We start from the raw sequence: 19,090 nt of genomic DNA, 5'->3' as shown, positions 1-19,090 counted from the left end.
CCAAGAACTGATGCTTCCCATCGCTCTTGTCTGCCTTGTCACCTCCTTTCCATTAGGTTTATTCAGAATCTGGCAGCAATGGCAGCATTACAAGGCATGGGTCGCTTCCAGGGAAGCTCGGTTAAGGGCACATATGGCAGCGTTCCCAAAGCCCTTAGGCGATCCAAACTGCGTTCATTCAGCGCGATCGCCTTACATCCGATGTGGCATTAATCCAGAGGGGCCCTGTGAAGAATGTGCTGATTTTAAGAGGCTCAACCCTTAAGTCCTCGTTGCCTCAGGGGGTCATTACGCTATCTGAAGCAGTGGTGGATGGCCTACTAGGTGCCTAAGATAGTGAGAAGGTGCAGCTTTGTGGAGGCGTAACGTGCGCATCAATTTTTTGGCGTGCTTGATGGGGCTGTTGTTGATCTTGTCCGGATGCGTGCTCGCTCCTCCCATTGAGAGTCCACCCTCAGTTCCTACACCAACCCCTAGTCCTTCCCCTCCCCCTCCAACCTCTAGAAGTGTTCACCTACGGTTGGGCAATCCTAGTAATGCGGTGGCCAATGTAGCCAAGCCAGATAACTACTTGATGGTGAAGCCGCAGTACGCCCTCTCCTACAACCGCAGTAAAGGCACCCCAAACTGGGTGAGCTGGCAACTGAATTCAACCTGGTTGGGAGAGACGGAGCGGCAGAATAACTTCCGTCCAGACCCCCAGCTGCCTGTTGGCTGGTATCGAGTGAGTCCTAGAGACTACACCAACAGTGGCTTCGATCGCGGCCATCTCACCTCCTCTGAAGATCGAGGCGGAACGGTTGAGGCGAACTCTGCCACCTTCTTGATGACCAACATCATTCCCCAAGCACCAGATAACAATCGAGGGCCGTGGGTGGCGTTGGAGGAATACTGCCGAGGTTTAGTCAGGCAAGGAAAAGAGCTTTACATTATTGCAGGAGGCAGGGGTCAAGGCGGGGTGGGTGAACAAGGACCAATGACCACGCTCGCAGCAGGCAAGGTTGTGATTCCAGCTAGCACTTGGAAAGTGATTGTAGTGCTTGATCAACCAGGAGCTGGACTGAAAGGCATTACTACCAAAACACGAGTCATTGCGGTGGACATGCCGAATCAACAGGGCATTAAGAGGAATAGCTGGCAGTCGTTCAAAACGTCAGTAGACCAACTTGAAGCAAAAACTCAGTATGACTTCTTGAGCAGCGTGCCGCGATCGGTTCAAGCGGTAATGGAAGCGAATGTGGATAGTCAATAGCTAGGTTTCGACTAGTTTGGTGGAGAGGCCGACGCAATCATTGCCGCAAGTGCCAAGAATATAAACATCAATCTCGATTTGCCCAACGCGATACACTTTGACATTGTGCAGCGTGCTGGCGATCGCGCTCTCTAGGTTTTTGAACTTGGCAGCACTCTCCTGCTCTTGCAGGCCGAACCAGTCCTGCTCTTCGGTGGCAGGCCGAAAGAAGTCAACTAAAGTCACTACCTTCACTGAGGTATCTGCTGGATGCCCAGTGTGCTGAGCGACCTTTTCTGGAGTCCAGGTCTCTTGAGCTTTTCCTTCCCAGATGAACACTTCAAAGGGGTAATCAGACTCACTCATGAATTGCAAGCCACTGCATGCTGCCTTTAGTTTGCTGACCACATCCGAACTACTCACACGACCTCCGCTTCAGTCGCTGGGGATGCTTTTCATCCTAAGCAATTGATCGCGCTTTCACCAGTCATGAAGTCATGGCATGATTTGTCTCTGCCATTCTGCTTCGTCCGCTTCTAGAGGGCGAGCATTCATTTGTGCAGATGGCCCAAGTGGAATTTTTTGCGAGTCGCAAGTATTTCCGAGCCGAAAAGGCTACCGATTGTCCTAGGCTCAGATACGCTCTTGGCTTGTGGTGCTCTGGGGTGCTCGTCAGATAGCTGGACGAGACCCCTTTATGGCGGACATCCAAAATTGGGCTGACGGCTTGCAAATCATCTTGGCAGTCGATCTCAGCAGCAACCAGGTGTATAAACGTGTAAAAGTTGCTTGCCTGGAGTAAAAACTAAACTCTTTTACGCCAAAAGTTAGATTCATCCCAACTTCCAAGATCAAAGGTCAGGAAATTTTTTACTATCGAAGAATCAGCTTTGAATTCTTATAACCGTTTTATTCCTATCAAGAGACCTTTTCAACTATGTCTTCTTTAACCGCTGAACAAGAAAAAATCCTTATGGCTTTTGTGGCGGCCCTAGCTCAGCAAGAGGAATCTTTGCCTCTGGGACTACAAAAACAACTCCAGGCTATTGGTCAGAATCTGGAGGCTCGGGTTGTGGAGCTACCCGTAATTGCAGCCAGCCTCCCAAATTTAGATCACGCCTACCAGGCAGCTCTAGCTGATCCCCAAACAGACAAAGGCAACCAAGGTGCAACCCTGGTCTCCACAAATCAAGAGCATAGTACCCAGCTTCGGGAACATGCTATCCAAATTCTCACAGATTCAGACCCAGTTCAAGCTGCTCAGCACCACCCCTCTCGAGGGTTAGGGCAAATTGCCTCCAACCCCCTGAAGCGCTTCTTTGGCAGAGGCTAGGAAAGGATACCGATCAGAGATTAGGATCAAGGTTTACCTTGGTAGGGCTTGCCCCTGAATACCCTGCTGCAACGAAGTACAACGTCAGCTTTGAAATAAGCAGCTAGAGAAGCGCAAACTTTATGTCCCAGTCCACTTCCCAGCTCTAAGCCTCTAATTTAGAGGGCTAAACGTGAGAGTCGATCTTCATCAACAATGCGGCGGGTGGTGATTCGCTCCGGATAGGACCTCATGAACATATTGGTAAAGTGGGTGCCGTAATGAATGGAGGCATCACTATCAGCATCCAATAGGGGGCGGATTTCAGCATTAAAGTTGGGTTCATGGAAGTACGCTAGGGCAAATCGCTCCCTAGGGTTCAGCTTGACTTTGTGAGGGGTGGAGAGGAGATGGCCGTTAGTGATGAATTGCAAAATATCACCTGGAAAGACAGTAAGTACGCTGGGTACAGGTTTGACAAATGTCCAGGGGTCATCGTTTTCGTACATCCCCGCAGAGCTTTCAGTAGATAACCAATTTCGCTGACGCTGTTCTCCTGGCACAGGGGGACGGATATAAAGACCACCGCGATCGTCTTGAGAGGCAATGACTAACAAGCCATAATCAGTATGGGCTCCGATCCCTTTTGTGGCACTTTCAGATAACGCAGGGAATCGTAAAACGCGCATGTGATGCCAGCCATCTTTGGTCAAGTTGGTGAGGGCATTGATGTCATTGAGTTCTAAACCTAAAGCTACCAATCTCAACATTTTTTCACCGATCGCCCCCAACTCATCCATATAAGTTTTCATGCCTTGTTGATAGTTCTGATCAGGCCAAGGTACGGGGCCATGACAGGGCCATTGAGTCTGGACGCTGACATCGTGGAACGGGATATCTTTGCAAATTGTAAAGATCTCAGAGTGGTCAGCTTCGCCAGCCGTCACCTCTTCTCCGACAGCGATATAGCCGCTATAACTCAGGTCGCTAATGCATTGGGATTTGCTTTTGAGTGGCAAACGAAAGAATCGCTGGCTGGTCTCAAAGGCATTTTTAGTAGTTTGATCCTGAGTTAGATTCAAAGCAATTTGAAAGATGCCATCGCTTTGCCACACCTGAATCATCTGGCGGGCAATCTCAATATCAGCTTGTGTCCCAGTCACAGATTCGGGCAGGGAGAATGTCTGTAAATCAGTCATTTTGTCCTTGGTACTTGGCTACTATCTGGGGCGTAAACTTTGCGAATGTGAGGAAACGATGAAATTCACTTCTAAGGGAGGAAAACACCTTAGGAAACAAAGTACCCAATTCCCGCCAAGGAATAACTTTGCCATTGCCGCAATAGTTCAACAGCAGGGCTGTATTAGATGAGACGACACTGATGGAGAGGCGATCGCCTTCAGGATGGGTGTAGAACGGGAACTGAACTCACAGTTTCGCTCAAATTCGGTGCTGCCTCAGGCGTGACCTCAAGCTCCTTCTGGTCTAATGAGTTTGGCGGGCTTGGGACAAGTGGCATGAAGATTGTGGTGATTGGCAGCGGGTTTGGTGGGTTGTCGGCAGCCATCCGACTCCAGGCGCAGGGACACCAGGTGACGATTGTGGAAAAGCGGGATCAACCCGGAGGACGGGCCTCTGTGTTTAAGCAGGAGGGATTCACCTTTGAGCGGGTTCCACCATCATCACAGCTCCTTACTTGATTCAGGAATTGTTTCAGTTGAGCGATCGCTCCATCGAGGACTATGTCACCTTGGTGCCGCTTGACCCCTTCTACAATGTCCGCTTTGAAGATGGCTCTGTCTTCCAGTACAACGGCGATCGCGATTACTTAGTGGAGCAAATTCGCCAGTTCAACCCTGCTGATGTCGCAGGCTATCGGCGCTTCTACTAAGCCTCGGAACAAGTGTTTGAGAAAGGGTTCCCCTGATGACCCAACTGACGAGCGCTTGAACCTTGAAACTGAGGTTATAGAGGTCTGCGAACAATGCCCCATTAGCAAACGCAATTTCCTTCAGTTTTATCCGCATGCCGATCGCCTCCCAACCGTCTTTACTTAGCCAATGGTCTGGATTTCCCAAAGTCCATAACTCAGTCTGTAGGCGCAAGATTGTCGTTGCCTCACCTTAGGGTGATCGCTTCCCCATAAGCCCGACGGCGGTTTAGTCTTGTGCCATACCTAACGCCTCTCGTCGCGTGACGGTCGCGTGACTGCGGCATCCCTGTCGCGTAAGCGCGACACTGAGTCGATCTACCCCATATCCATTGCAGCAATTTTCGTCGCAGCTCAACTTTGACGCACTTCTGACGCACTCTTGACGCACTTCTAGTCCTTAGGAGCCATTAATTCGGCTTCATCGACTTCTACGATTGATTTTTGACGCACTTCTGACGCACTCTTGACGCAGTTTGTGTGAATTAAAAAACCCCTAGCTGTGCGGTTAGGAGTGTTATGGGTAGTACAAAAGTACAAATGGCATCCTTCACAAGTTTATTCTAGGACTACTGGCAGCTTAGTTCAGCCCTGTCGCGATCGCGCCTCTTCTACATCAATCAAATCTTTGGGGTCCCAATCCACTCGCCGCCTCTGGGGTGCTTGCCGCTGACCCACAAGCGACCAGAATTCGTGAACGCTCGCTCCATTAACATCTTTTCCCCCTGCAAGAGCACCCCATGACTGCTGCCTGCTGACCCGTCTCCCTGTTGAGTGTTGACCGCTTGAATCCTAAAACTGAGGTTATAGAGGTCTACAAACACTCCTCCATTGGCAAACACAATTTCCAGTTTTATCCGCAGAGCGATCGCCTTCCACCCGTCTTCATTTAGTCAAGCTGATGTCCCACCTTGGTTGGGATCGCTACCCCAAGACACGACCGCAACAACTTGATTTTGCGCCATACCTAACGCCTTCTTGCCACACCCTTGTCGCGTGATGCCGCGCACTTGCCTTCTGTTACCGGATAGCTCAGCTCCAATCAGTCGGAGGCGAGATTGCTTTGATCGCCAATCACCCATGAGCTCCAATTGCTCAACTGCCAGTCCAGGAGGGATGAGAACGTACTCGCTAAGCAGTACGACTGTATGGATGGGGAAGCTTGGGACGCACGCTGGTTCGCCTATTTTGGCAACGGGGAAATTGATTGTAGTGCCAGCATTACCAAAGGAGAGAGCTAATGAGTAATGTCCACTTCGCGGGAGGGTCAGTCTTTAACTTCCGATCCTCTAGAGTCAGTCCCATAGGCTTCTAAGCTCTCCCTCATATCACTTGAGACCGCTTCATTGAGCCAGGAATCTGACTCAGTTGTAGGCTCTCCGCCTGGATCACCCGCAGGAGATTCAATCTTAAACCGGGCAGGTGATCCAACCTCTGGCTCTATCTCTAAACGCTGCTGAAGTTGCTGCCGTTTCTCCTGTCGCCGTTGCAGAATCCCCCACACCTGCTGCCAATGAGCCAGATCCAGACTGTACACCCTGAGTTTCTCCCCCTCGTAGCCGGGATGGGAGCGAGACCAGTGCATGGTTAACTTAATACCCATTTGGGAGAGGAGCTGGTGAATGATCTGAGTGTCACTCATCGCGCTGGTAATGGTGTAGTGGAGTGCGACTTTGATTGGTGCTGTCAGGGCTCGGGCGCGATCAGCGTAGGGTTTCAAGTCGTACTTGCACCACTGCCAACCAGAACGAAGCTTGGCGATCAATTCATCCATGCCAATGTTTGAGCGCAGCCAACGTCGCAGTTCGGAGCCGGAAATGTCCCAAGGGCAATACCCCTGGTTCCAGGTCGCCTGCTTCTCCAATGCTTTCGCACTGCGATCGCTCGCCACGCCTGGAAACAGTTGCATCTCCAGGTTCAGGAGCTCTCCCCGCCGTCTGCCTTCTTTGTCCCACAACACATCCTCCAGGTGCAGGCAATCGAGGCAGTAGAACTCTTGGAAGTAGAACTTAGCGACTGCTAACGATTCTTCTCGCCCCAGTCCTTCCTTTTGTTCGAGCTTGAAGATTTCGCTAAAGGTTAAATCCGCTGCATTCAACAGGGCTCGTGCATCCACCTCTTGCTGTTCTTGGCGAGCGATCGCCAGCAGCGCTTTCATCGCTGAGTTGTTTTCCCGATCTTCGATGCTCACTTGATTACCTTCAAATCGCAGTCGCACTAGCAGGGCATCCCTCAAGTGATACATGGCGAAGTTCTGTTCAGCAGCAATCCGGCAAAACAGGTTGAGATGCGGATCACTCTGCCAGTCGTAGTGAGTGACTTCCCCGGTGACATCTTCTTTCAAGCTGGAGCGAATCAGTTGAATGGTGGCCGTAGTGCGTTGCTGGAGATGGTCTTTGAGCTCCAGGATATTGGGGGAACGACTCACCTTCGAGAAGTTACTACCTCGCTGGGCACACCAAACCACACGCTCAACGGGTTCTCGAACTCGCCCCAGGGCCTGGGCCATATCCGCATCGGTGCTGGAGGTTCCGGTAAAAATGCCGTAAACCTTGGAGATGATGCCTTGAGCTTCAATGCTGACTCCCGTGGCCACTGAGGGAGAACAAATAATCAGGTCATATTCACCTCGTTGCAGCACCACGTCTGGAGTTTGAATAAATTCGCGTTCGCAATCCCCTCCGCTGGTTTCGGAGTTGACGAGCAACACGCGCTGGTGGGGAGCCGCTTGGGCAATCAGGCGGGCGATCGCCTTACTGGTTCCCTTACTATCAGTGGCGATGAAGAGAACTTTGCCGGGTGCCAATGATTGCATCTCTGCCAGCAGTTCTCCAGTAATGGCGCTGCGATCGGGCGAGCGAATAAAGCGCACGGGGTAGCCTGCGGACTGGTAGGCGTTGCGGATTAAGAAAATGGGGGTGTCATCCCCTCGCAACTCTTTCAGGTAATGCAGAGTCGCGTTGTCGAGATCAGCGTCAGCCACAATGACGCGACGAGCCACTCGAATCAGTTCGCGCAGGCGGGATAGCAGCACCGGACGTTTGCCATCCTTGGCACAGGTCGAACTCGTCAGCAGGTGGCGGATGACCTGCACCACTTCATCGAGGATGAGATCACATTCGCTGAACTTGTTGGGATCAATGCTGAGTAAGGAGTCCACACACAGTCCGACTCGCAGGGTGTAACCGGCTCCATTGATAAACTCTCCCTTGACCTTATCGAGATCCCCTTTGTAGTCCAGTCCCAAGCGAGCGGACAGGTTGCGCATCAGTGCGATGCGGTGCCCTCCCGCGATCGCTTTTTCAGAATCTTGGAGTAGTGCCTGAATTTGTTTGGTTTTCCCAGTGCCTTTGGCACTCGCGATCGCCACAATGCCGCTGTCAGGAAGATGGTTGAGGACGAGAGTGGACAGGTCAGCGGTGGTGACTTTAACTGCGGCGGGATAGGTCAACCGATGCTCTAAGCGTTGCCAGATCAACCAGTGCTGCAAAGGCAGTGCCTGGTCGTAAGCACTCTGCCAAGCGGCAGCGCCACAGCGCACCATCAAATCATCGACCCCTTTGCCTTGAGCCGCTTTCCACGTTGCGACACTGACTAAGTTGCCTGCTTGACCTAGCAATCCTCCCAAGCGATACAGGGCCACGGACACTCGTTGTTGGGTCGCTTCCTTTTCGTCCTGGTCAAACGCCAAAACGAAGCGGCGATCCGGGATAGCAAATCTTGCAGCATCGGGAATCAACCGTCGAGTGCCATCGAGTAACCTTTGATAACCGCCGTTGACCCCGTAGAACGCCAAGGGCACGAAACCCTGACTCAGTAGCGAGAGCGCCTTTTTACCACCTTCAGTGTGGACCATGGGAATTTCAGGGTGTGCCTCAACCCAATCCCAGAAGGAGCCAAACAGAGGAACTTCTACGCCATAACGCCGACCGATTAACTGTCGAATTTCAGGAGGAACCGGGGGCAGGTAGGCACGGGAACCATTGCCGACAGGAGTTTCGTATTTCTGAGTTTTGCCTTTGCTATTGTGCCGGGGATGACTCAGTTTTGCCTGCCAGCAGGAACCATCTTCATTGATGAGTAGCACGGCATACAAATTGGTACGGGCCTGATACCCAAAGCGAGTCACATGCCAATTCAACGCTTCGTGGATGGGATAGGTAACCTCACCACCCGGGAGCGATTCAGTATCGCCAACCAATCGGGTTGCAACGTGGTACAGGCAGGGCGCGATCGCGCTACCTTCTACAAATTCTTGCTGAATTTGCTGAGCAAACTCTACCGGAGAACTATGTTCTTGTCTTATAAGGGGCTTCACATTGCTTCTTTTTGCAGCAGAGCCCTTGAAAGCAACTTTTGTACCCAGAGTAAACATTATTGATCTCCCTACCTTTGATGGCTTGAGGGAGAAGTTTCCATGCAGCAGCTAGAGATGTTTGCAGAAGTCTTGCCATATCTGCCAAAACAACCCTAAAATTAAGCAAGATAAAATAGATTATGCTTATTGAAAACATAATCTCAACTACATGGCTTCTCCTGTAGTTATCTCTTGGACTCTTTAACTTGGTGCTTGGCTGGCGGACAAGTTAGAGTCCATAACAAGTTTCAATTCAATAAAACCACTACCCTCCAAAACTGTTCTGGAGGGTTTCTTTTTGCTTGCCTCTCCTCCCTGTTACATACGTCAACATGCAATCAGCAGATCCGAAGGGTAGTGCAACCAGTAGATCTGAAGGTAGCCCAAAAGGTTTAGAGAAAAACCTTTTGTTAGAGTGAATCGAAACAACTGCTCAAACGTTAAGGGTTGGTCGCTTAAGCTTTCATCTTGACTGACTCAAAGTCGCAAGCTTTACCGCTTCGACTGCAACATATTAAACATCGAAAACTATAAAACACAAGATGCTGAAATTGACTCTGACATGTGAATACGCCGGAGTTACAGGTGGCTTATACGCCGGAGTTACAGGTGAAACTATACGCCGGAGTTACAGGTAAACGAATAGCTATACGCCGGAGTTACAGGTGAAACTATACGCCGGAGTTACAGGTTGATTGTTCAAACTCAGACTCAGCAAGCAAAAAAAATTAGCGCGCTCTAAAACTATACGCCGGAGTTACAGGCAAAACTATACGCCGGAGTTACAGGTAAACGAATAGCTATACGCCGGAGTTACAGGTGAAACTATACGCCGGAGTTACAGGTAAATCCTCTAAAAACGTACGCCGGAGTTACAGGTGCTGTGTTACTTAAGTTTACATAGTTGTTTCAAAGTCAGTTTCTTCAATAAGGTCAAAGGCTTTAAACTCATAGAACACAGCATTCCAGCGCGATCGCTGCTAGAATTTGCTCAGGCTCAGGGTATAGACAGTGAGTGACAGTGAAGATCTAACCTTTCCAATTGATGGGCAACTTTTGATGGTGTTGCCGAGGGCAGGGGCTTCGATTCACAACCCAGATGTGCAGCTGCCAATTCTTCGCTCTGATCCAGAGGGCTACTACCTTGAGATGCGAGTGGAGCCGGATGCTTCTGATCTAAGTGAAGTGGAAGTAATCCGCCGGATGCCCCTTGCCGATCTCTCAACCGAGGAATGGGAGGAATTGAAAGCGCAGTATGCCAAGTTAGATTTGAGGGACTGTGTTGACCAAGGGCTCAGCAAAGGACTAGAGAAAATTCAAGACCGGAAAATTCAACGTTTATTTATGGCGTTGCTGACGTTCCTCAACCCACGTCAGGTTGCGATTATTCTCTATCTTTATAAAGAGGCTGCCTGTCAGCAGACTGGAGCAACCGTTTCGTTCCGCTCAAATGACTTGCTGGAGAGCCTCGGTTACACTCGCACCAAGGATGGTGGATTTGCTTCTAAGGTGCGATCGCAACTCAACCGGGATTTAGTTGCTCTACATCGTACTGAGCTAGTCTTTGCCCAGTCACTCCGTAAAGGAGAGAATATTGGTGCCAAGGTAACGATCAAGAGTATCTTGCGGATTAAAGATTTTGAGATTGATCATGTCCCTCGGGATTTTGATCTGGTGAAAGCGGCTGACTATACCTATGAGTTAGCGGATGCTTACACGGTATCTCTGGAGTTCTTTGATGGACCAGGACGGACTGGGGACTATGTGTTGTTTGCAAACGATATTGACATTACTCAGAAGTTAGGCAGCAACGCAAAGAATGACTACAAGACTAAGTTGCTAGTTTACCTAGCTAGCCGGATGAAATGGGACACCCCGCAGGATGGCCAATACTTGGTCATCTCAAAGCAATATCTATTCAAAAATCTTGATCTCCTGGGAAGCAACCTTTCGCGCAACAACCAGATCTTTTGGCGCACAGTTGATGAGTTGAAGCAAGAAGGTTACATCTTGGGAGCACAGGAATTACCTCGTAAGAAGAAGACGGCTAATGTTCAGTTTCAAATTAATCCTGAAAAGTTGTGTTGTCCTCATTGATCTATTCCTACGACTTGAATTCGTGGGAGTAGATCAAGGCAATTCAATCTTTTGAATCGTGGCGGGGTCTGCAAATAGGGAAAGCTGTTCTACTTCCTGAGATGCTAGAGTCTGCTCGACTTCGGCAGCGATCGCTTCGAGTTCTTCTTCTAAATCTTCAATGGTCGGCAAGCTGCTCTGGAACTCTTCGGGTAAGGGTGTGCCCATATGGTAGGTGGAAATTCCAATGGGTTTATGAACATCGCGCAAGGCATACTCTGCCACTGTTTTGCTCTTGGTGCGGCAGAGGATGATGCCGATTGTAGGCTTATCTTCAGGGCTCCGCAGCAGATCATCGACAGCGGACACGTAAAAATTCATCTTCCCGGAGAATTCTGGCTCGAATTCCACCACCTTCAAGTCAATCACCACAAAACAGTGCAGGCGAAAGTGGTAGAACAACAAGTCGATTTTATATTCCTTCTCATCCACAATCAGGGGATGCTGGCTACCTACAAAGGAAAACCCAACCCCCAACTCCAGCAAAAACTCTCGAATGTGTTGAATCAGAGCAGTTTCCAGCTCTCGCTCCAGTGCCTCTTTGCCCAGGCTCAAAAAATCGAACGAGTAAGGACTTTTGACAATTTGCTGAGCTAACTCAGACTGGGGAGCAGGAAGTACCCGGTTAAAGTTGGTGATCGCATTGCCTTGGCGACGGTAGAGCTGGCTATCGATCTGATGGATTAAAACATTGCGACTCCAGCCATATTGGATCGTTTGTTGGATGTACCACATCCGTTCCTCAGCAGTCTTCACCGCATCCAAAACTCGCATATTGTGTCCCCAAGGAATTAGTGCAACAACTTGTTGCACAATTTGCTCGTCTGGATAAGCCTCTGCAAAAGCGCGCATGTAGAGCAGGTTACGGGCTGAAAATCCTTTGACATCTGGAAAGGCTTTACGGAGATCCGTTGCTAGCCGATTGATGACCTTAGCTCCCCAACCTTGTTGCTGTTGTTGGTAGAGAATCTCTTTGCCAATTTGCCAATAAAGAAGAACCAACTCACGGTTGACTGCGAGAGCCGCTCTGACCTGAGCGTTCCGGATGCGCTCTTTTAGTTCCCTGAGAAACTCTTCGTAGCCCAACTTTGACAGATCGCTACCCATTGATATTTTACTTCCATCCTATTGATTCTATCGGATGGGTGTTCAAGGAGATGAAGTTTATTCAGCCACCCATAAACAATTTAAGGTATGGGAGCCCAGGATATTTGTGCATCGCCTGTGCAGTAGGTATTCAACCTTGCTTAGTATGACTTGAGTTCTAGGGCAGAGTTTTCTCGTGGGTTGCATCTTGCTGCCAGTGATAGTTTTTGGTTCGATCACAGGCGATCCCATTCTGCAAGCAAGCTGTATGCATTTTGCCATTCTTGATGTCCTACTTTTGAGGATAAGCCTGATGCAACTAACTGTAGATTAGAAATTTTCAGTTGCTCAATCGCGATCGCCAGCTTTGATGGACTGTTCCTGTTCAAAATCTGATAACTGGCTGTTGATGATCTATGGAGTAACCCGATTCACAACTTTAATCAGTGCTTGAAAATCTGCACCGGATATTAATTCCACGGTTTGGGAAGTGAGTACCAGGAAAGAAGGTGTTCCTTCAATTTTCAAATTATTGGCCAGTGGCATATCCTGAGCGATCGCTTGAGTTGCAGCATCGCTATTGCGATCGTGGTTAAACTGCTTGAGGTTCAGTTTTAGCTGAGTGGCGATCGTTTGGTAGAGGGTGTCGTTCAAGTTGTCTGTTCGCTCAAACAGGGCATCATGAAACTGCCAGAATTTCCCCTGCTCCCCAGCGGCCCAAACTGCTTTTGCGGCGGGTAGAGACTCTGGATGAATGTCTGAAAGGGGAAAGTGCTTGTAGATCAAAGCCACCTGAGGATGCCCCGCGAGAAATTGCTTCAGCGCTGGATGAGCTTGAATACAAAAAGGACACTCAAAGTCGGCAAATTCGATCAAGGTGACTTTGGTCGTCTGAACATTTCCGAGCGCGGGGGCAGCGCGGATGATCTCCTCGAGCTGAGGTCTCATCCCAGCGATCGCTGCTGCCTGCGCCTGTTTTTGCTGCGCCTGCTGTTGTTGTTGGTAATCTGCAAGGGATTTGAGGATGACCTCCGGATGTCGCTCAATAATTTCTAGAACCGCTTGTTCCAGGTTTTTGCTCACAGCTTCAACAGGAAGCGTTCCGCATAGCCAGAGAACACAGCAGCAGAGAACGACGAAGCATTGCCAAATTTTCACAGATTACCTGCCTCAATTGCAGAATTTGCCATTTTAACCAAGGAAGCGCGATCGCCCAGCTTGATACCCACCGAATAGCGGTAGATATTTTCCTCCCAGACTACTTTCGCATCATTACAGTTGGCTCCACAAATCCAGGGGATAAACCAACCTTGAATTCCTCTCGATAGGCTGACAGGAGCCATTGCCTCTTGAGACCTCCGCCCTTTAAAGTTGGGATCGCGCATAAAATCATAAGTGTCTTTAATCGATTGGTGGGGTTTGATCTCACCAGAGAGGGTGCCTAAACGACAGGCATTGCCCCCCGAACAATCCGGTGTGTAGCCCAACGTGATTTGGTATCCCTGGTCGAACTGAATTTTATCCAAAACAGCGTAAACCTGGAGTTGAGGAAGCTGGGGGTTGGGTTGCCTTTGCCCATCAATGGGAATATAGCTGGGTAAGCGTAAAGGTACCGCCGTTCGCTCTAACGCAGGACGAAGTGATGTAAACAGGGCCGCTGTGTCAGGAAGTGAGGGTTGTAGGATTTGGGGGTTGGCCCGGAACATTAGACTACTGGCAGCGAAGGCAAGGAACAGTAGAAAAGCGCCAAAGCTGAATCGAAATCTGGGTCGCATCGTTTTATTGTTGTTAGGAGTTTATAAAGGATTGAGTTTTTGCTGCTGGAAAGCCTGGTAAAGTTGGCGGGCTTGGGCTGGGGGTACGCCTGCTTGAATCAAGGTGTTGGTATCCATCGCTCCACCCCCTTGGTCAATGAGTGTCCACTGGGTGCTTGCTTTCAATAGCAACGCCATGCCTCCCATTTCTCCAGAAGTCCACTCTAGAAGCGCATAATTGCCCTCAACCGCATACCTGCGGACTGAAACAGTCCTTTGGGTGCCATTTCGGTGATAAAAATCAGCTGCGAATGCTTGAATGACCGAAAGCTGCTGTGAAGCGGCAGGCGTAGGCGGTAGGGTGTGAGCCGACCACCCCGCGATCGTGGGTAGCATGATGCTGAGACTGAAGGTGGCGATCAGCAGAATCAAATAGTACTTGAAGTGAGCCATCAGGTTGTCTTCCTTTGATGAGGATTACTTGACACGGTAGTAGTGAGTCGTGCCTCCATACTGGTCGTAAGAGCCATCAAAGTTGCCGTTGGAACGCCAGCTAAAACTCGAGCGACTACTACTGTTTGACAGGATTTGATTGCATCCATTCGCGGTGCAGATGCCAATATGTTGCATGTCTTTCGCGATTGCGAGATCGCCGGGACGCGCTTGAGAGGCTGGAATTTCTACTCCCTGCTCCCTTGCGAGTGCGGACTGCACAGAGGGGACATAGTTTGGGTTATCTCCAATTCGTTTGCCAATCGTTTTGTAAAGCACTTCGTTGACTGCCCAAGCACAGGCGACGTTGCCTCCAGTGGGGCTATCAGCGGTACTAAAGCCCTGCATGTTTTCTGCGGTTTGATAAATGGATCGCGTTTTGGCTGTTCCACTTGTATTGGCTGCTGGTGAACTGCAAGTGAGCGCTCCACCAGCAGCGCTCGTTCCTGACTTTTGCAGTGCCCGTCGAAAGTTTCTGGCATAGTTGGCAATCTCTTCGACTCGGTCGTGATCATTGACTTGTTGCCTGGCACAACCGTAGTCCGCCTGTCTTCCTGATATACACTGCCCAATTGGGCGCATTTGCCCATACCACCCCTCTTTTATGCCTCGACAGAGTGCATCTGCCGCAATCGTAGGTTGTTGTAGCCGTTTGTCAGTGACTCCTCGATAGGCAGACAGTCCTAGTTTCTGGAAAACAAACTGTTTCTTGTCGCACCAGGTTACCTGAATCATCCCCTCTCCCACACCACCACTGTCGTAAGGTGTTTTTTGGTATTCCTCCATCGTCCGAAAGTGGTTGGTCTCGTGTTCAGCAGTTGCTAGGATGTACGCCAATTGAGCAGAATCAGTCACGCCTGCTTTAGCACAGGCTCTGAGGATGTGGGGGATAAATTGTGATCCTCGTAGTTGCTCTCTAATATCAGAAAGAGAGGAAACTAGGGAGCGACTGAGGGGATCAAGTTTGCTGGGATCAATTTTGCAGGTTTGTGCATCATTGCCTGAATTTGTGCCTGGATCATATTGGTCGATCATTTCCTGCACTTCAGGAGGAATCTCAGGCTCCTGAATCCCGGATGGGGGTGGGATCTCAGTCAATCCGACTAGTACCCCACCCTTCTCGTGAGTGGGAAACCAGGGAACTGGACCAATGAAGTAGGGGGTACAGCCGAGATCGACAAAGGCGCTGCGATGGCAGACCCGAAAGTACAGTCCGAACTTTCCCGTTCCCGTCGATTCGTCTGTATCCGTCAGCACGACCTTAAAGGCTTTGCCAAATGGGTGTCTTCCTGTGGGCTCTTGACCTCCATTGATCGTTCCTAACACCCCATGTCCTCCTGGCACCATCTGTCTCCCCGCGCCGTAGCCTCCTCGAATCCATCTGGCTCCATGCAGTCTGGTCGGGTCACCTGCGCTTCCCAGCGAAATCGGTGAACTCAGTTCCAGGTAATCGCACCCTTGGGCTTGAGCGCACTCATGATTGAAGCCCACCTTATAGCTGCCCGTGATGCTGTGTTGGGTGGGTGTCCAGCGGGACTCCTGGTGTGCGTTATCACCCCCATAGGTCACGTCATGGATGGCGATCAGGCCCAGGAACTGACCAGGATTGAAGAAGGCAGAAAAAGGGACATTGCTCAGCCCTAGGATTTCGGCCAGATGGAGGTTTTTCCAATCCCGAATGCTGCTCAAGGTTGCCGCTTCCAGCCCTGGCAGTTGCCTGAAGCTGTACTGACTCAAGTCCAGGTGATTGAGGGATAGATTGCCGACTTCTGGCAGTTGGGCTAAAGCAGCGATCGGCTGCTCTGTCCAGACCCTAAAATTACTCATTCGTGAAAGAGTTTGGGCAACATTGGGGATGCTTTGGGTTATCAGGTCATAGAGCGGTCTGACCTCGCTGATTTTGAATCCCGCGATCGCCGGTATCTGGCTCACCAGCTCAGCAACGGTTTCATCCGTGAGAAAACTAAAGTTGCTCAAGCTCAAGGTCGTTGGATCAAGTCCACCCCAGTGCACGGAATCTCCGAGCCTGAAGTTGCCTAAAGCAAAGGCATCCTGAACATCCCCTAGTTTCAGCACGTTTAGAACAGAATCTCCCGCTTGCCAGGAGCGTGACAAGTTGTAGCCAAGATCCCTGGTGGCATCTTCTGGGATATCCAGCCCTCCGGCACTCTCAAAAGCGGGCAAAGCGGAAAAAGATACTTGATCCCATGCAGGTGTGGGGTGTCCTGTCGAATCAGCAGTCACCGGTAGCTCTGAGCCAACTTGTGCCCTAACTGGCGATGCGCCAAGTAGTACCAGTGCCAGAACGAGACACAGGCCGAGCAGGATCGATTTGATTCGGTTGAACAGGAGCCGCATGACACTAGAGGAAATGAGTCACGCTGCCACTGTAGAAACCTGAGATGTCAGAGAAATGGACTTGAGCGGATTGCCAGATGGAATTGGTGTGTCATTTCTGCTTTTTCTCAGTTGTCGAATCGTACGATGTGAGAAATTGTTCTGCTTCCACATCAGGGCAAGAGAATGGTTGCAACTAAGTTTTAAGAGTTAGAGGGTCAACCCGGTCTTTTTAGGATGCGACGAGCGATTCAACTACTGAGCGGCACAGGAGAAATCATTTCTGGATGGCTCTGTGACATGCAGGAACGCCACCTGGAAGATTTTGAAACAATTTGGCAAGGAACCCTGCGTCTTACAGACCAAGCCGATCGCGATTGGCGATGGAATTACAAACTGCAACAAGCCGATCAAGCAGTTCGATATGAAGCCTATGCAATCGAAGTAGACAGCTTAACGCAGGGGCTGATGTGGTTGGAGACTCAATGGCATCGCTCTCAATTACCGCAGCGCGATCGCCTGGTTTATGTGGAAGCTTTGGCGGTGGCCCCTTGGAATCGTCGATTTCTCGAAAATCCCCCTTATTTGCAAGGGGTAGGCCGAACTCTTCTGCTGTTTGCGCGACAACGTAGCCTAGAACTGGGCTATGGCGGTCGAGTGGGGCTGCATGCACTTCCCGGTTCAGAAGGCTTTTACCGCCGCAATCAGATGGCGGAATATGGGCCAGACTCTGACAAAGCAGGCTTGATATACTTTGAGTACAGCCTGATTCGAGGCTAGACTCAAAGCATCATTCCTTGGGAAACAATCCTGCATGGACGACCAGACACTTGCTATCCAATATGCCCAAACGGGCGATCTGATGGATCTGTGCGGCGGGGTTGCCTGGTTGCACGAATCAGCTCAAATGGAAGAAGCTGTCAGGGGTCAGGTGGAAGCGGGGCTGGCGATGCAAGGATATCATCGCGCCGTCAATGCAATGGAGCCGGGGCAATCCCAACCAATGCGGCAGCAGATGCAGGTGCAATCGATTTTGTTTACAGGCTTGCAGCAGTGGATGGCATCCTGGAATTTAGGCGCAGGGTTTGAAGAGGCCTATACTGTGGCGCGCCGCCTCATTCGGGAGCATCTTGTCGCGCCAACTCCCAGCCAACAGATAGCGATCGGACGCATTTCGGCAGCCCTGGCTCCAGGCGATCGCGCTCACAAACTGACTCAGCCCCAAGTGGTGGCAGTGCTCACTGAGCTGTTGAGCCCAGAAGACTGGCAAATGGTCGCCCATGCTGCTTCGCAATCCATTGCCTCTCAGGTTTTGAAGGCGAGGCAAACTCCTAGTGATCCAGCCGTAGCATGACACTCTCATACGGCGGCGCTGCTCCGCTTGGTTCAGGTATTATTTTTAGCGCTCATAACTCGCCATGACTGCTGGGTTGTGTGCCTCTAACTGAAGCTGGTGAGCAAACCGTTCAAATCGAGCGGCATCGCTATTGGTAACTCGGGTCGCTTTGCAATCAACCGTGCCCTGTTCCACTTTGAGGATTAACCCCCGTCCCCAGGACCACATCTCGGTGGGGAGTTGCTGGCGATCGCCCTCGGTCGGTTGTACTCCCCGCCCTGAAGCCGTCGCTGCCAGCAAGCCGTCGCGTTCAAACAGGAGGCATTGCTGACTGCCATAAAACATGCCCCCTGCCATTGGTTGCCCCTTCAGGGCCAGAATGGTTTCAGCCTGGTCAACGACCGCTTCGATCTGGGCGACCCACTTCGCTTGGTCTTTTGCCATTGCCTGCAACGCCTTCTCACTTAGGGGTTGCTGCTTACCGTTGCTTTTCCGGATCAACCGGGAAAAGTTTTTGAGCTAGTCGATCGCCGTCAGAAGGCAGAAGTTTACTACTGGGAACAAGTTCGGCATCATCTGAGCGATAAGTTTGCCGCGCTCGATGTCCCGCGATATGAAGTGCTGGTGGGCGGTGGAACTGCCTTGACTGAGCTAAGACCTCAGTTAGAATCATTTCTCAGTAACCTGCCAGGAGCCACAATTAACTGGATGCCAGATCTGTCGCGAGAACTGGCAACAGTATTGAGAATTCCAACCGAAGCCAATCAGGCTCGGTTTGCTGATTGTTTTGGGGGAGCTAAGTGGTTAGCGATGAAATTTGCTCAAATCGCGGAGGTGGCATGATGGCAAAGTTAGAGCGATCTGCTTTCCTAGCTAGCAACCCAACTCCAACTGAAGATGGATCTGCTGTTGAAACGACAATCACCCAGATGCGGGAAAGTCTGAGCGACGTGGATTTGAATCAAGTTCTAGATGATTTTTAGGTTATGACTGAATTCTGTTCTCTTAGTATTGTTGGGTTTGCCATTCTAGCGATCGGGCTACACCTGAGCGCCCTCATCAAACCGTGTCGCCAGCCCCGGCGTCGGCTACCGACTCGTTATCTATCTCCTGCCTCTC

General features: G+C 50.5%; 19 protein-coding genes. 9 read left to right on the top strand and 10 right to left on the bottom strand.

Annotated elements, in window-relative coordinates; all coding sequences use genetic code 11:
- Nucleotides 1–394: 394 nt before the first annotated feature.
- The gene (locus tag KME12_23065; protein MBW4490665.1) at nucleotides 395–1,252 is read left to right on the top strand and encodes a DNA/RNA non-specific endonuclease; all 858 of its coding nucleotides are present in this window, start codon (nucleotides 395–397) and stop codon (nucleotides 1,250–1,252) included.
- Here the strand turns inward: KME12_23065 and KME12_23060 are convergent, their stop codons facing one another.
- Nucleotides 1,253–1,654, bottom strand: a complete 402-nt coding sequence (locus KME12_23060) for a nuclease A inhibitor family protein (protein ID MBW4490664.1) — start codon at nucleotides 1,652–1,654, stop codon at nucleotides 1,253–1,255.
- Between the two features lie 514 nt (nucleotides 1,655–2,168).
- Here KME12_23060 and KME12_23055 point away from each other — a divergent pair.
- Nucleotides 2,169–2,564, top strand: a complete 396-nt coding sequence (locus KME12_23055) for a hypothetical protein (protein MBW4490663.1) — start codon at nucleotides 2,169–2,171, stop codon at nucleotides 2,562–2,564.
- A 158-nt stretch (nucleotides 2,565–2,722) separates the two neighbouring features.
- On the opposite strand, the gene KME12_23050 is transcribed toward KME12_23055, so the two are convergent.
- Complete coding sequence (locus KME12_23050; protein ID MBW4490662.1) at nucleotides 2,723–3,742, bottom strand: hypothetical protein; 1,020 nt, start codon at nucleotides 3,740–3,742, stop codon at nucleotides 2,723–2,725.
- A 264-nt stretch (nucleotides 3,743–4,006) separates the two neighbouring features.
- Between KME12_23050 and KME12_23045 the strand changes: the two genes are divergently transcribed.
- The gene (locus KME12_23045) at nucleotides 4,007–4,243 is read left to right on the top strand and encodes an FAD-dependent oxidoreductase (GenBank protein MBW4490661.1); all 237 of its coding nucleotides are present in this window, start codon (nucleotides 4,007–4,009) and stop codon (nucleotides 4,241–4,243) included.
- Nucleotides 4,240–4,434 carry a hypothetical protein gene (locus KME12_23040; protein ID MBW4490660.1) on the top strand — a complete coding sequence of 65 codons (195 nt, stop codon included), beginning with the start codon at nucleotides 4,240–4,242 and terminating at the stop codon, nucleotides 4,432–4,434. Before KME12_23045 ends, KME12_23040 begins: the two co-directional genes overlap by 4 nt.
- Before the next feature lie 932 nt (nucleotides 4,435–5,366).
- On the opposite strand, the gene KME12_23035 is transcribed toward KME12_23040, so the two are convergent.
- Together KME12_23035 and KME12_23030 are read right to left on the bottom strand one after the other, a co-directional pair.
- Entirely contained in the window at nucleotides 5,367–5,555 is a 189-nt protein-coding gene (locus tag KME12_23035) for a hypothetical protein (GenBank protein MBW4490659.1), read from the bottom strand.
- Nucleotides 5,556–5,740: 185 nt separating this feature from the next.
- Nucleotides 5,741–8,791 carry a DUF3854 domain-containing protein gene (locus KME12_23030; GenBank protein MBW4490658.1) on the bottom strand — a complete coding sequence of 1,017 codons (3,051 nt, stop codon included), beginning with the start codon at nucleotides 8,789–8,791 and terminating at the stop codon, nucleotides 5,741–5,743.
- A 1,098-nt stretch (nucleotides 8,792–9,889) separates the two neighbouring features.
- On the opposite strand from KME12_23030, the gene KME12_23025 reads away from it, so the two are divergent.
- Nucleotides 9,890–10,927 carry a hypothetical protein gene (locus tag KME12_23025; protein MBW4490657.1) on the top strand — a complete coding sequence of 346 codons (1,038 nt, stop codon included), beginning with the start codon at nucleotides 9,890–9,892 and terminating at the stop codon, nucleotides 10,925–10,927.
- A gap of 33 nt (nucleotides 10,928–10,960) precedes the next feature.
- Here the strand turns inward: KME12_23025 and KME12_23020 are convergent, their stop codons facing one another.
- The 5 genes from KME12_23020 to KME12_23000 all read right to left on the bottom strand — a co-directional run bounded on the left by KME12_23020 (nucleotide 10,961) and on the right by KME12_23000 (nucleotide 16,542).
- Complete coding sequence (locus tag KME12_23020; protein MBW4490656.1) at nucleotides 10,961–12,073, bottom strand: DUF1016 family protein; 1,113 nt, start codon at nucleotides 12,071–12,073, stop codon at nucleotides 10,961–10,963.
- Nucleotides 12,074–12,466: 393 nt separating this feature from the next.
- Entirely contained in the window at nucleotides 12,467–13,135 is a 669-nt protein-coding gene (locus KME12_23015) for a thioredoxin domain-containing protein (protein ID MBW4490655.1), read from the bottom strand.
- Between the two features lie 71 nt (nucleotides 13,136–13,206).
- A complete protein-coding gene (locus KME12_23010) occupies nucleotides 13,207–13,827 on the bottom strand; it encodes a hypothetical protein (protein ID MBW4490654.1) in 621 nt (206 codons plus the stop codon).
- 21 nt (nucleotides 13,828–13,848) lie between these two features.
- Nucleotides 13,849–14,259, bottom strand: a complete 411-nt coding sequence (locus KME12_23005; GenBank protein ID MBW4490653.1) for a hypothetical protein — start codon at nucleotides 14,257–14,259, stop codon at nucleotides 13,849–13,851.
- Nucleotides 14,260–14,283: 24 nt separating this feature from the next.
- Nucleotides 14,284–16,542, bottom strand: coding sequence for a hypothetical protein (locus tag KME12_23000; protein MBW4490652.1), 2,259 nt, complete (start codon nucleotides 16,540–16,542; stop codon nucleotides 14,284–14,286).
- 393 nt (nucleotides 16,543–16,935) lie between these two features.
- On the opposite strand from KME12_23000, the gene KME12_22995 reads away from it, so the two are divergent.
- Nucleotides 16,936–17,415, top strand: a complete 480-nt coding sequence (locus tag KME12_22995) for a hypothetical protein (GenBank protein ID MBW4490651.1) — start codon at nucleotides 16,936–16,938, stop codon at nucleotides 17,413–17,415.
- Nucleotides 17,416–17,449: 34 nt separating this feature from the next.
- Nucleotides 17,450–17,989: a hypothetical protein gene (locus tag KME12_22990; GenBank protein ID MBW4490650.1), complete on the top strand. Its 540-nt coding sequence runs from the start codon at nucleotides 17,450–17,452 to the stop codon at nucleotides 17,987–17,989.
- 45 nt (nucleotides 17,990–18,034) lie between these two features.
- Here the strand turns inward: KME12_22990 and KME12_22985 are convergent, their stop codons facing one another.
- A complete protein-coding gene (locus KME12_22985) occupies nucleotides 18,035–18,415 on the bottom strand; it encodes a hypothetical protein (GenBank protein MBW4490649.1) in 381 nt (126 codons plus the stop codon).
- Nucleotides 18,416–18,442: 27 nt separating this feature from the next.
- Here KME12_22985 and KME12_22980 point away from each other — a divergent pair, with 27 nt between their 5' ends.
- Both KME12_22980 and KME12_22975 read left to right on the top strand, forming a co-directional pair.
- Nucleotides 18,443–18,814 (top strand): hypothetical protein, encoded by a 372-nt coding sequence (locus KME12_22980; protein ID MBW4490648.1) that lies wholly within the window; start codon nucleotides 18,443–18,445, stop codon nucleotides 18,812–18,814.
- Nucleotides 18,811–18,954, top strand: a complete 144-nt coding sequence (locus tag KME12_22975) for a hypothetical protein (protein ID MBW4490647.1) — start codon at nucleotides 18,811–18,813, stop codon at nucleotides 18,952–18,954. Before KME12_22980 ends, KME12_22975 begins: the two co-directional genes overlap by 4 nt.
- Nucleotides 18,955–19,090: the final 136 nt, after the last annotated feature.

The organism is Trichocoleus desertorum ATA4-8-CV12, assembly GCA_019358975.1.
Lineage (GTDB): Bacteria > Cyanobacteriota > Cyanobacteriia > FACHB-46 > FACHB-46 > Trichocoleus > Trichocoleus desertorum_A.
Note: the sequence above shows the minus strand (reverse complement) of the source record. Positions and strands in the feature narration are given on the sequence as shown.